We start from the raw sequence: 13,933 nt of genomic DNA, 5'->3' as shown, positions 1-13,933 counted from the left end.
TTACCACCTCACATACCACATGACTTGCCCTCCCATACCCTTTCTCAGGGGAGCATCGAACTCAGCGACCTGCGTTCCGTTACGCTTAATCACCAACCTACCGTCAAGATCCGTGTCGGCTACAATCCTTACCGTCAAATTAATTGGTACGTTGTTGCACGGGACACTAATAATGGCCTTAAAGTTGAAGTTGATCCCATCAATTTTAAGGCTCTTTTTGTATCCAGTGTTGAAAGCAGTAACCCTGCTTGGGAAATTCGTATTATCTCGCTGATTAAAATTCGCCCACGCTTCCGCATCCTTGTACGTAATGATATCGTTATAAAGCTGGCTTTGACCTGTCAGGTAGTATTCTTTATCGCCTACCTTGTAGACAATCTCGTAAATCTGACCTCTTAGATGGAAGAAACCGCCAAGCACTTCGTGATAAAGTCTCATGCCGTTTCCGATAAGACCGAAGCGAATGAGCGACTCCTTTCTAATCGTGTTGAAATCTCCTCGTTTTTTCGTTTGATAGTGGTACTCAGAAAGGTGAGTACCATCGGAATACTCACCCATCCAAATATAGTCTTGATCCACAAAAGAGTATGGATTAATTTTTGTCAGCATAGGGTAACCTCCATTGCATTGGATGTTTTCTTACACGTACTGGTAAGTTATCCGAGTACGAAAATTAATTAGACCAGCCGAAGCATTACCTGGAATTCGGCAGAGGAGTTGCACTTTGACGTAGTTACCTTTGGCGTTGATTAGATCTCCGTCATTCTTGACTCCGAGCAAGCTGACTTCACCGCTCGTTGTTGTGTGTGAACCGACATTAGGTGTAAACGTACCGTCTACATTTGTCGTGCTACCGGTGGTCTTAATTGGCCGAGAAACTGCAACGTTTTCGATGGAGTCCCACCCAATTTTGTTGAATCCAGTATCTATCTCGTCAACTCTGACTTCGATCCACTGACCTTCTACCAATTCTCCGGTATTTCCGCCATTCGAGTCTTTCGTCATGATTGCCGCATTCTGCATGTCCGGTACATCTTCGAGACCCTTACGGTTGTTAAAGATCAAGAAAGTGTCAATCTCAGATGCTTGGGAAGCATCTACAACGCCAATATCCCAACGGGTAAGCTGATCTTCATCACCGTTGGTCGGCTTGTACCACGATGCCAATGGCACTGGCACTTTAACGTCAGCCATTACAATCACTCCTTATATTTGTTTGATGACCACTTGGACTGTCCACCAGTCCACCTCAAATCCAATTGAGATAACATTCACTCGGAAGTAGTCACAATGATCACAGGTGCTATGGATGTCCTTCTCAACGTGATCACCTTTCTGAACATAGAAACACCTACTAAACTACCTCTCAATATAAGGAGTTACGGAGTGTTTTTAACACTAGCAGAGGACAGCAACGGAAAATAATTTGTCGTACCTGCTTTCGGGCGAACTTAACTCTGGTATTTCTCGCATTTTCAGGAATGTAGATCTGTCCTCCGTCGCGTAAATGAATCCAGTCGCCGCAGTTGTAAGGCAAGTGTCTACTATACTCTTGTAAACTGCATCAACCATCCGTATAGAATACGATGAACGCGTTATTGTCCGGATCAGACCGCTCTATCCCCGCCAGGCAGTCCTACCTTATTAAGCTGATCCACGTTGTTCAGTTCATCAAGTCTGTCGCTGACCTGTCCGCATCATATCACCGCTGTAGAACATGCCCTCAGCAAGAATAATCTTTGTCTGCTGCAAGTCCTCAGCTACTTGATACATAGACTTGTCCAGTGTACTGAACCACTTGGGAACCATCTCGTTTGAAGGGGGGGGATCCATAACCTGGTTCCTGTGACGCTCGGTAATCTGGTAGGTGGTGTGCTGCTGATGGGCTTTATGTATTATGCGGTGAACAAACCGTTTCTGGATGAAGAGACACATTAATCTCTGGCAAAAAAAACCTCCTTCCGGCCCGGTCCTTCGACCGTGGCGAATCGGTAAGGAAAACACAAAACACCCCGGCAACCTTCCCATCTCAGGGAGAAGGTTGCCGGGGTGTTTCTCTATGGGCAGGCTCATGGATAAGCCGCCTGCCCTCCACACGCATAGCCATGTGATACACAACCACATGGCTCCATGCGGTGGGTCGGCAAGCAGGCCGCAATCAGGTAGCCCTGTGTTGCCCGCTTGCCAACCCCAACCGTGGCTTAGAAGTACTCCCGCCACGGAGTATATTCAATATCGTTGTCGCCGCGCGTGACCACGATCATATTCTCAATTTTACCCGTGTCCTTATTGGTACGGTAGATCATCGTACGTGTCTCGCCTTCTTCCGGCACAGAGAACAGGAACTTGTCCGCAACGAACGAAGAACCAAGTCCAGTGGCATGTTCTGTAAAGGCAGAGCCCGTCTTGCTTGTGAGCAGCAGACCAATCCCGTAGGCTGTAGCCGTTTGTGCTGCTTTGCCAAAGAGATGCTCGCCTTGACTGGTCGTGTGCGTTTGCTCCGAATACCTATACTTTTCCGTATCCTTGCTATAGTCCACCACATTGCCCTGTTTATCCAGACTGATGGTGGTCGTTTCGCCCTTGTCGCTTTTCACCTGATACGTACCTACGATGGAATCCTCGGTAATTTTTACCGTCTTGCCAGTATTGGGGTCAGTCTGATAGATTACATCTTCATACTGAAGCCGAATGATGTTCATGCTGGCCTGAATCTGCTGCGCCAGTTCTTCGTCACCCATCTCTTTGGCTTTCTTCAGCATTTCCTCATAGTTCTGGTATTTCTCGGCATCCTTCTCATCCCATTCATCCATGTTCTTTGGTGGACCTGGCGTTTTGTCCAGATCATCGCCTTTATTTTTGCCCATGGTTGATAGCGCCCGCGCTGCGGTCAGCGCCGTCATGATTGCCTGGCTCACCGCCTCTTCATCTGTCGTGCGGAAACGCTCGGCAATCTTCTTAAGCTCCGACTGAATGGACAGAACCAGTTCCAGAACAGATTTCATCGTGCCTTGAGCCGTTGAATAATCGTTATAAAAACGCTCACGCTCCATGCCATCCCAGTTGCTGCGCATGACACTCATCTTGCCGTCCAATGTGGACATGAATCCCGATAATTGCTGATGTGCCTGAGCGAACTGCCCACTGACCGTCTCCAGTTGTTCCGGTGTCACCTTGATCTGTGTCATCCTGCACACTCCTCATCCTGGTCATTTATAACTCATGGTCTATCCCTTACGACAATCTCTCGGCCTCTTCCTGTCTGATCTCCAGATGCAACAGCGGAAACGGATTACCGGAACTATCCAATTCGGAACGACCTGTCTGTACAAATCCCATCTTTTCATAGAATCGGGCTGCTCCAGTATTCTGCTCATTAACATCTACCTTGAGGTGACGGCCTTTGATTTTGAAGGCATGGTCTATTAGCAGACGTCCCAGACCCTGTCCGTGTTGGCTCGGATCTACAAACAGCATCTCGATAAAGTTATCATCCACACCAATAAAACCCACGGGTTGTTGCTTCGTATTGAGCACTTCCCAAACCTCGACTTGTCTTTGTTGCAACACATCACTCACCACTTTTTTGTAGAACTGAATGTGATGCTCTTCCAAAAACGTATGGGTTGCCCGAACAGCACTCTCCCAGATCTCGACCAACTTGTCATGATCCTGTTCCCGATATGCAGCGACTAACATGTCCAACGTATGCTCCTTCTCTATTAAAAGTAAATGGTTATGTAAAAGCCCGATCCTGGGATCGGACTTGTTTAATACATCAAATTTGAAATAACTCTACGTTTATTTTATCATGTTCATCATTCAATCTGTACCCATAATTTCCAAGCTTGAGTCAACGTTCTACCTCCGTTTTTGGCTTCCAACGGAAGGTTGCTGCCGATTGGGAAGGCAGTATATATCGAAACGAATCTCCGCTCATGACTACATCAAAGGAAACTTCTGCCTCACCCGTGTTAGCTGCAACCAGCACCATCGTTCCATCCGGATTGCGGAAGGTTACGTTCTCGATCTTGCCCTGTTCTTGCGTGGAATCAACTCTCACAGCTCCCGGACGTACATAACGGCTGATGTGGCCTAACGCATAATACTCCACATTTCTGGTGATTTCGTCACTGTCGGGGTCAATCGTCACAACCCCACGACAGTTCTCACAGCCACCGTTCGTGGGTCCACCTTGCGGATCGAGTACGATGTTCCAGAACAGCACATTTTTTGCCCAGTTGCGAGGTGCACCAATAATGAGATTGGACATCTGCCAGCTCAGATTCTCGCCAAAATCAGGACTCCACTCCCCACCACTACATTCGGTAAAATAGATATTTTTGTCCGGGAAGCGCTCATGCACTTCCGACATGGCAGATGGATTACCTGCATAACAGTGGAAAGCAGATCCATCGATATAAGCAGCAGCCTGCTCATCACCAAGCACCTTGTCGGTATATTCAACCGCCTGATCCCAGTTATGATCATACGCAATGATTCGCGTGTCCAGTCCCGCATCCTGTAGAGCCGGGCCGAGATAATCCTGAATGAACATCGCTTGTTCTTCAGCTCCCATACTCATACTCGGATATTTGTCCGAGGTGAACTCCGGTTCATTTTGCAACGTGATCCCGTAGATGGGAATGCCCTTTGTCTGATAAGCTTTGATATATTTCACAAAATATCTTGCGTACGCTTCGTACACCTGAGGATCGTTGTAATCCAGATACCAACCGTTAGTGCTCTTCTCCCCATACTTCATCCAGCCCGGGGCCGTCCACGGTGTGCCCAGTACGTTAAGATCCGGTTTCAAATCAGCTACACGCTCCAGCATGTTCACAACTTCCTGATCCTTTTCGATCGAAAAGGATTCCATGTCATAGTCCTTGCCAGACTCGATATCATCATAGGTATAACTCGAAGCCACACCTGTTTCATCTACCGAATAATCGGAGGCACCAATCGTATGACGCACCATATCCATGTTCAGCCCTTCTGTTGTAAACAGTTCCTTCAGCAGTTGCTCTTGTTGTTCCTCTGGGAGCTCGTTGATCAGATGTGCCGATGAACCCGTCATCGCTGCGCCAAAACCATCCATGGTCTGATACGTCTTGTCCGGGTCAATCTGTATGGTGAACGCCGACGAAGAAATGTCTGGCTCCTGCGTTGAAGAAACTGAAGAACTTGTGTCTGCATCATGGTGATCGGTAATTGGAATGGGCTTCTGTCGTGCAAGCAGATTTTGCTGATCTCCCGTGGTTAACCAAACTTCGGCCGTTCTCTGTTTGTCCACAACCGGTGGCGGAGCGGGTTGTTCACTTCGGTTGAAGATAAGCCAGATTCCTATACCGACAAAACAAACAGCAGCGATCAACAGGATCATCCATCGTTTGAGATATTCTCGCCAACTTATGTTTATCATGCTTCACTCTCCTTCCATTGTGGAAAAAGCCGCGGCCACTATGCCACGACTCATTTTCCTAATCTATATGAAGTAGAACAAACTGCATTTAACGAAATAACTTCACTGGGAGAACAACCTTCCAATCTCCCTTATTGAACTTTTATTTACCGGACTTGCTTCCGATATTCACACTGCCTGTCAGACGGATATCATCCGATGCACTGCCGACATACACCTGGACTTTACCCTTAGGCATTACCCATTCATGCGATGTTTCATCCCAGTAGGACAATGCGCTGCGATCCAGTTGAATGTTGATCCGCTGCTGCTTGCCTGCCTTCAGATCAACCTTTGCCCAACCAGCAAGTTGTTTCTCTGGTGTCTCAACTTTGGTTGGCAGATTGCCAACATAGACCTGTACAACTTCTGCACCGGCAACTTTACCGGTATTGCGCAGATTCAGGGATACTTCTACGGTTTCCTTATCACCTTTGCCAGTGTTTTTCACATGTAGATTACGATAATTAAAATCGGTATACGACAGCCCGTGTCCAAAAGCAAACGCCGGTGTCATGCCTTCTTTGTCATATCCTTTATACCCTACAAAAATACCCTCGGAATAGTTGCCCACCCCGTTAATACCCGGGAATTGTTCCGCAGTGGATACCGGGGTCTGGGAATCATCTGATGGGAACGTCACCGGCAACTTACCGGATGGATTCACATCACCAAACAGCACACGTGCCACTGCATTACCTTGTTCCTGACCTGCATACCAAGCCTGAACGATGGATGGCACTTCTTTTTGCCAGGAATCCATTTCAACAGCGCGACCACTCATTTGCACCACGATCGTTTTGGGATTGGCTGCTGCTACCTTGCGGATCAGCTGCTCCTGGTTATTCGGCAGCTCCAGGTCGGAACGGTCGACGTAACCTTCACTGTCATACGTACGAGTTACCACGACGGCAACATCGGATTTTTTCGCCAGCTCAACTGCTTTTTGCATTTTAATATCCACAGCGTCGTCTGGAGCTTCCCAGCCGAAACGAACCTGTGCACCCATATCATGATTGGTCTGTACCGGGAAATCCGTACGATACTCAATTCGAATATTGTGGGACTCACCTTCTTTGAATGTGATTTCTTTCTTCGTTGTACTCAATGTTTCACCTTGATTGTCTACGAGTAATTTATCATCCACATACAGTTTCGCAGAACCTAGACTGGTCAGGGACAGTTTATATTCACCCGTTTGAGGTGCTGTTATCGCCCCTGTCCAACGAGCAGACATTTTGGCATTGAATTTCGTTGGTGTCACTGGAAGCTTGGAAGACTGTGCGTTAAAACCTTCATAGTTGTAGAATCCAAGATTCATGTTGACCTGATGATCTGTACGGACCAAAGAAGGATTACCCTCCATATCTTTATTCGTCCAGTATTCAGCACGCAGACCGTATTCCGCACGATCTGTACCATAGTCTCTTTCACTTTCCTGAGCATCCGCTGGTGATAAAAGAGTAGAAGGTACGGCGGATGGTCCATTAAATGCATCTCCTGCGGAGATAGGATCGGTTCCTGCAGCATATTTTACATCCACACCGTTACCGGCACGGTTACGAATGCCTTGAAGTGGACTTACGGTATACGTCGGATTAACCAGACTGCTACCTCCACCAGCAGCAGATGCGTTATCTGCATCCGGACCGATGACAGCGATGGATTTCACGTTTTTCTTGGACAGCGGCAGCACATTATCGTTGTTTTGCAAAAGAACCATGCTCTCTTCTGCAATTTCACGTGCCTGTTTGCCGTCTTTCTTGGCATTGATTTGTGTATTCGTTACAGGGTTATCGAACAGCCCTTTATCGAACATTTGAAGCAAAATGCGTCTAACCTTCTCATCAATGGTTTGCTCGCTGACTTCGCCATTGTTCACGGCTTCCAGCAATTTGTCTCCCCATTTGCCGTAAGGCTCTCCCGGTGTCTCCAGATCCAGACCCGCATTGGCGGAATTGGCTGTGCTGAAGTTTGCACCGTAGTCACTCATGACAAACCCTTCGAAGCCAAACTGATCCCGAAGGACATTGGTCAGCATCTCCTTGTTCTCACAAGCATATGTACCGTTCACCTGGTTAAATGAACACATTGCTGAACCAAGATCCGCTTTTTCGACCATCGCCTGGAACGGACGTGCATAGACTTCCTGAATGGCACGTTCGCTGGCTGTTGCATTGGTCGTGAAACGTTCCGTCTCCTGGTTGTTCAGGATATAGTGTTTCGCTGTAGCGATAACTGGATTACTTTGAATCCCGTTCACATACGCTGCACCCATGCCGGAAGCCAGTAGCGGATCTTCCCCGAGAGATTCGAAGTTCCGGGAACCCCATGGTGTACGTGCAATATCCAGCCCAGGGCCGAGCACTACATTATGTGTTGTATCATGTGCTTCCTGACCGATCAGATCGCCATATTTCTTGGCCAGATTGGTATCCCAGGAAGCGGCAAGCGCGATGGGTGCAGGCAATGCCGTGGACTTTTTGTCCTGCACATCCGGGTTAGCCACACGTACTCCTGCGGGTCCATCTGCCATCTGTAATGCCGGAATGCCGAGGCGCTCCAATCCATCATTATAGAAACCATAATAGTTATTGACTTTACCGGTTACGAATCCAACTTTCTCCTCCAGCGTCATCTCCTTGAGCAGCAGCTCGGTGCGTTCTTCCGCTGATAGAGATTTGTTCATCCAAGGCCGATTGGCCCCAGATTCCGCCTCCGCGGCGAAGGCGTGCAGCGGCATAGCCGCAACCGCCACGATGATTAATAACATAAACCATCGTTTGAGGAAAATCAGATTGAGTCTTCTGTTCATGTTGTAAGTTCTCCTTCTCTCTTGATCATTTTTCTTGTGCACATGTTGAATACATGTATACAAGGGAATGCGAACTGGCTTGATCCCAGTCTTTCAAGCATTCAGGTCGTCCTGCACATGGCTTCTGAAACTGCAGCCTGCAAGCAAGTCGGCAGATTTCGCTTCCTAACGATAGCCGACATGATCATGAATTACATCCCCTTAAATTTGGTAAATGACCGTTTAGAATAAGCCTAGTTCTTTGGAATCACCATATCAATAATTCAGATAACAAAACAAGAAAACGAATTATTTACATTTCCGTAACTACTTTCGAACAAATTCTTTACTTTTAAAAACAGTCGGTTCGACCCACTCCCGATCAACCAATTAATGCAATTAATTATCAGATTAAGGAATATGTCGACACACTCTGGGTCCTAAGTCTATTTGAAAACGGAACCAATCCGGTCCATTGAAATATCCAAAAATATAAAAGCAACTGAGGTCCCTTTTAACAGGTTCTTCAGCTGCCTTTATGTTGGAATTGCTCCATATTGTTCACTCCGTCCATGATTCTTGTTCTACACTCGTTATATTGAGATTTGAAGTTACTTTAAAAATCGGAGTAACAAATAAAAAAACCGCCCCACGGGGCGGTTCAATTCTAGTTCGTTCACTTCTAATTCTGTAACTGTGCAAGAATCTGCGGGTCCTTGATCTTTTTATCTTCGGCGAGCAACATCACCTTGGACAGAATTTCAGCTGTTCTCGGATCTTCATCGAGGAATGGCAGGAAGATTCGACCCCGATGCTGACTGTGCACCGGAACAATATGAAGTGCACCTGTGGCTTGTTTAAACACATTACCACTCCCCAGATGAACAGCATACTCACCCAATTCACCATCAATTCGTGCGTAATTCCCGTCCAGACGTACATTGTCGATCTTCAGCAGACGCAACGACTCGTTCACAATGACGTGACGCATCTCGATGGTTGTCAGGCTGGCTTCCGGATCTACGCCTCCCACATGTGCAACGCTGACCACCAGATCGATATCACGCATAACTTCCGAGAAGAACGTCAGCGGCACATCTTGCAGCGCTACAGGTTTGTAGTTCTTGCGATCGTAGAACTGCACCGTCTCCAAGGTAGGTGCTTCGGTATCTGCTGGTGAGAACCAATCTGCCATGGCATAGAGATTCGCGATCAGATTATGCTCATAACTTACCTTCTGCAGACCTTCCTCATAACTGACAGTCCATTGGCGTCCTTTAAGCAGAGCTACTGCTTTTTTCGGTTGAATCTGATACCCCGCATATCGGCGGGACACCGTACCATTAGCCAATTCGTCCTCGTTAGGAAGATACAGCTCACGGAATACCTGCTTGAACGGCTGACGCTCCTGACGGGTGAACAGATCCCGCTGGAATTCACTCCAGCTTCCGCTCTGATACAGATGAAGCGGATGAGCAATCAACAGTTGATCCTGTTCCGCTAGTGCATGGACCGTACCCTCCGGTCCTGGTGCAACCAAACCATTGGATAATACATCGAATCTTCCCGTCTTGTCACCTGACTGGAATACAAGTGTTCTTACCAGCGGTTGTATAACCGGATTTTGCATCAGACTGGCAATTTCCTGACGTGTAAAGGATGTTCCAGCAGTCATCGAACGTTCCAGCTCCTGTCGTGCCCGGCGATACTGATCCACCAGATCCGATTTCAGCTCTTTCAGTTCAGCGATATATCCATCTTTTTTGAACCGGGCAGGTACAGATTTGAGTGTCTTACCTTTACTAACGATAACCATTTCGGGTTGACCTTCCTCATCGATGACCAATTGCGCTGTCGTATCAGCATCCAATGCATGAGGTTCAAAAAAGGATTTCATCTCATCCAACTTACGTGCTTCCATGTCCCACATCAGCCGCGTAACATCGGCATAACCTGCATTACGAGCAAGATTGCCCAGTGCAATCTGCGATGCCACACCTTCACTGGCACGGCGTTGCGCACCGAATTGTTTGCTCTGCATCAGGAACTTCTGAATGAAGTCGTATCGCTCACGCAGATCCTGTTCGCGATTTACAGCGAATGGAATCAAACTGTAGGTTAACAAATGATCCTTGTTTCGCTTGTCTGACACGGACTCACGCATATCGTCCAATCGAAGCTTGCCCAGTGCAGCATCTGCGAACAATTGGGATCTGCGGTGGTTAGATCCCCCGGAAATGTACTTGGCACAATCGTATAACAGATTGAACCGTTCCTCCCCGACAGCAGCATAGGCTTCTTCAAACCAAGCGATATCAAACGCACCTTCATTAAAGTCCTGTGGTGAGATTGGAGAATAGTGGGCCACGATGGTTTCTTTCTCCGCAGTAAAGCGTTCATTAATATGAGCATGGAAGTACCAAGCTGCACTGCGTAGACCTTCCCATCCCAGATGTTTCGCTACAATCTCCATCCACTGCGGGGCGTACATGGCTGCTTCCAGCAATTTCTTCTCATTCACCGGATACTTCTGGAGCAATTCCCCAAGACGCTTCTCATCTTCTCCATCTCGTGGATGACAATTCTGAATTAGATAGCTAAACGTCTCTTTACGTGTTGTGTTGTCCCCATAACTATAGATATATCCACGGACAAATGTATCCTGATCCATCGCCGAGACCAGATGTACCCAGTGTTCCATGCCTTCAATTCGATCCAGTTTCATGGCAAGTGTGCTTACTTCTGTAGAGAGTTCTCCCCGGGTCAGCTCAATCTCCAGAATGCGATCGACCACCGCATCTCGCAATTGAACAAGCTTCGGATCACTCGCGATCATTTCTGTACGAGTGGATGTTAAGTCCCGAATAAACAACTGACGATTCCCACCGACCAGCACCTGTCGATATATCTCTTGATCATCAATCAGGTTCAACTGGTACGCACGCAGGAAATCTTCAAGTGACAGTAAAGACAGCGGTTGACTACTCTCTACAAGACTGGTGAACTGGTAAGCTGTCTGGAAGAAACGTTTGAAGCTGTTATCGTCATGGATTTTGCCCCGAACTACATAATTCCAAGGTCCAGTCAGAATATGAAGCATGCCTGACTCTTGTTCGAGTCGATCAGCAGGCATACTTGCGATGATGGAGGCCCAGGTTTTCTCAGCTATCTCAAACGTGTCGATCGGATCGCTATCCAGAAATGCCGCCGATATCAGTGCCACTACCTGATCCTTATACGTTAACGAATCCAGCATCTGCTGCAGCTTTTCGATGTCATCCAGAGGATAGATCTGTTGGGCAAACGACTTGCGCCAGCCTTCCAATAACGGAATCTTATGCAATTCGTCATAGTCATACTGCTCACGGAAATAGCTGTAATGGTCGCTCAAATTGCCATTGAACTCCCGGAGCTGTATAGCCATGTATAGCTGCATCAGTTCCACACTGCTGAACCCGGCATGTTGAATATAGTTCTCCCATACGTCATGAAGTGGGAACTGTTCCATCTGCTTCATTTCATTCCGCTCTCCATATGGAACCTTGGAGCGAAGACTCGCTCCGACTAACAATGTGTCTTTATAGCCAGCGTAGTATTCCACTTGATACTCATAATCCCTGTGTTCATGCACTAATTCACTAAGTCCCTCCAGAAATGGTCTGGTCTTATCCAGAGAGAGTGTAAAGATATCCTTCGGATTATGGCCCTTGAGATCACGCTTCTCATCCAGCAATGGCTCACGTCGCTTCGAATCAAATAAACCAAATCCATTAGAAACTGTGTAACGACTCCCCTGATCAGTCAGTTTATCCAGTAGTTTCTGTTCCTTGGCAGTGGGTGTCTCAATCAGCTGCGCCAATGGCTGCAATTGCTCCTGCTGATCTATCCGCTCTGGATCTGCCGCAATCTCGGTCAATAATTCTAGCGCACCCAAGCGCTGCAGTTCACTCTTGGCCTGCAAAAGTCGCTTCAGCGAGATCGCCAATTGGTCCACGGGTTGCAGTAACAATACATGAATGACCTTCTGACGAAGTGAGCCTGTTTTGAGCTTCATCAACGCCTCCATCTGTTTCATCTCATCAACCGTCAACGTGAGCAGCTTCGCTTTGGCGAGTGCACTCTCCCGATTACTGATGCTTTTATCAGACAAACTCTCAAACACAAACTGTCTTTGCACCTCATTATCGGGATGCTGAACAAACTGGGACAACAGTTCTCCGCGCAGTTCCGGGCTTAAACGGTCCTTGATTGCGATGACCTCCCCGATCCATTCCGGGTCCATATCATAAGCGGCCAAATATAACATTTTCTTGACTACATCATCCGTATCAATCCGGTAGTGAACATACTCAAGTACACCCGATGGTCCACCTGACCCTCCTTTTGGAATGACAGCCAGCATCTGTTTGAACCGATCAAAATCCTGACGCCGCAAGCCCTTTTCTCCAAGAGCAGGCAATGGCCACACGTAGACGCTACGCTGGTTCTCTCCATTCTCGAAACTCCAGTTGTACATATACATCGCATCATAGTTGGTCACAATCCAGTGCATCAACTCGGTATCCTGCGCCTCCAGATAACGACGTGCAATGTCCAAACGAAGCTCCCTGTTCTGGCTGTTAGCCAGTACATATTGAGCAACAATCTTCTGATATAACTGACCTTGATCCATAATCTCGATTATCTTGCTCTTCAATTCATTCTCTTCAATGACCGCTGTCGCCCAAAGACTGATAAAGAGTTTGTTGGCGTTAGCTTCCTGCTGCCAGGCCTCGCGTACTTCTGGTTGCACAAGCGCCTGATAGGCCTGTTCAATCAACTGTGCGGCAACACGCTGGTTGGCTGCTTCTATACCGATCCCCGTCCATACGGCAAGCGCTCTTACCACGGAACTGAAGCGAATCAGGTTGTTGTCGATAATGATTTTTAATATGTAAATATAGGCTTCCAGTGTCCCTTCATCCATCCGCTCCACAATGCTTTGGCGCAGCCCTTCCTGCAACCTTGCTGCAACTAGCAGCTCACCCACCATCTGATAGGCATCCGCCTGATCACTCATGAATATACCTTTGATCATTTCATGGGTTAACAGCGCCGTCTGATTGTCACCATAGATAACATCATGCAGCGCCTGCTTCATATCTCCGCCCTGATGATCCAGTTCATAAGCGATACAATCTGCCAGAACCCAACGGATCTCATGCAGATAATCCAGCTTGTACTCACGAAGTGACACATATTCTTTCAGGGAGAAATTTTTCATTTCCATACGGAACAATCCCATCAGTTTGCGAATGACCTGTTCTACATGCTGCTCCGGATCGGATGTGCGGAAAGGGCGGCGTTCATAGTTGTTACTGTATGGGAAACGAGTCGCACGCTCTGCAATATAACGGAATCGTGCAACCAATGAATCGCTCGTCAGATGCTGGAGCACATCCAATAGTGGCTGGAATAATGGTTTCTGCGTTTCTGCAGCCAACCTTCCAAGCAACTTATCAGTATTCAAAAACATCTTTTCGTCTCCACGCAAATAGGTAGACCCGGCGATCTCCACAACATAGCCTGCCAGCTCAAACTGTACCCCTGTTAACGACTTGGCTCTTTCCTGCAATCCATCCATATACACCTGTACTTGCTCTTCCTGATTCATCCTGTTCTCCTCCTTCATCGCG

The 13,933-nt window shown here is 47.4% G+C and carries 7 protein-coding genes and 1 pseudogene; 1 reads left to right on the top strand and 7 read right to left on the bottom strand.

What is annotated here, in order from left to right:
* Nucleotides 1-609, bottom strand: coding sequence for a hypothetical protein (locus EL84_RS10955; protein WP_047841718.1), 609 nt, complete (start codon nt 607-609; stop codon nt 1-3).
* 30 nt (nt 610-639) lie between these two features.
* Nucleotides 640-1,194 (bottom strand): hypothetical protein, encoded by a 555-nt coding sequence (locus EL84_RS10950; protein ID WP_053061450.1) that lies wholly within the window; start codon nt 1,192-1,194, stop codon nt 640-642.
* 583 nt (nt 1,195-1,777) lie between these two features.
* On the opposite strand from EL84_RS10950, the pseudogene EL84_RS32520 reads away from it, so the two are divergent.
* A pseudogene (locus tag EL84_RS32520) lies at nt 1,778-1,938 on the top strand (transporter); the annotation flags it as partial.
* A 263-nt stretch (nt 1,939-2,201) separates the two neighbouring features.
* On the opposite strand, the gene EL84_RS10940 reads toward EL84_RS32520, so the two are convergent.
* From EL84_RS10940 to EL84_RS10920, 5 genes are all read right to left on the bottom strand, one after another.
* Nucleotides 2,202-3,188: a WXG100 family type VII secretion target gene (locus tag EL84_RS10940; protein WP_036606168.1), complete on the bottom strand. Its 987-nt coding sequence runs from the start codon at nt 3,186-3,188 to the stop codon at nt 2,202-2,204.
* Between the two features lie 46 nt (nt 3,189-3,234).
* Nucleotides 3,235-3,699 (bottom strand): acetyltransferase, encoded by a 465-nt coding sequence (locus EL84_RS10935; RefSeq protein ID WP_047841716.1) that lies wholly within the window; start codon nt 3,697-3,699, stop codon nt 3,235-3,237.
* Nucleotides 3,700-3,853: 154 nt separating this feature from the next.
* Complete coding sequence (locus EL84_RS10930) at nt 3,854-5,425, bottom strand: glycoside hydrolase family 30 protein (protein ID WP_047841715.1); 1,572 nt, start codon at nt 5,423-5,425, stop codon at nt 3,854-3,856.
* Nucleotides 5,426-5,567: 142 nt separating this feature from the next.
* Nucleotides 5,568-8,279 carry a beta-glucosidase gene (locus EL84_RS10925; RefSeq protein WP_047841714.1) on the bottom strand — a complete coding sequence of 904 codons (2,712 nt, stop codon included), beginning with the start codon at nt 8,277-8,279 and terminating at the stop codon, nt 5,568-5,570.
* 661 nt (nt 8,280-8,940) lie between these two features.
* Nucleotides 8,941-13,911 carry a DUF4132 domain-containing protein gene (locus EL84_RS10920; protein WP_047841713.1) on the bottom strand — a complete coding sequence of 1,657 codons (4,971 nt, stop codon included), beginning with the start codon at nt 13,909-13,911 and terminating at the stop codon, nt 8,941-8,943.
* Nucleotides 13,912-13,933 lie beyond the last annotated feature (22 nt).

The organism is Paenibacillus sp. VT-400 (genome assembly GCF_001029205.1).
Lineage (GTDB): Bacteria > Bacillota > Bacilli > Paenibacillales > Paenibacillaceae > Paenibacillus > Paenibacillus amylolyticus.
Note: the sequence above shows the minus strand (reverse complement) of the source record. Positions and strands in the feature narration are given on the sequence as shown.

Bases quoted from the DNA above. Each gene is read 5' to 3' on its own strand.
- EL84_RS10955 (WP_047841718.1), bottom strand. From the start codon at position 609: ATGCTGACAAAAATTAATCCATACTCTTTTGTGGATCAAGACTATATT.
- EL84_RS10950 (WP_053061450.1), bottom strand. From the start codon at position 1,194: ATGGCTGACGTTAAAGTGCCAGTGCCATTGGCATCGTGGTACAAGCCG.
- EL84_RS10940 (WP_036606168.1), bottom strand. From the start codon at position 3,188: ATGACACAGATCAAGGTGACACCGGAACAACTGGAGACGGTCAGTGGG.
- EL84_RS10935 (WP_047841716.1), bottom strand. From the start codon at position 3,699: ATGTTAGTCGCTGCATATCGGGAACAGGATCATGACAAGTTGGTCGAG.
- EL84_RS10930 (WP_047841715.1), bottom strand. From the start codon at position 5,425: ATGATAAACATAAGTTGGCGAGAATATCTCAAACGATGGATGATCCTG.
- EL84_RS10925 (WP_047841714.1), bottom strand. From the start codon at position 8,279: ATGAACAGAAGACTCAATCTGATTTTCCTCAAACGATGGTTTATGTTA.
- EL84_RS10920 (WP_047841713.1), bottom strand. From the start codon at position 13,911: ATGAATCAGGAAGAGCAAGTACAGGTGTATATGGATGGATTGCAGGAA.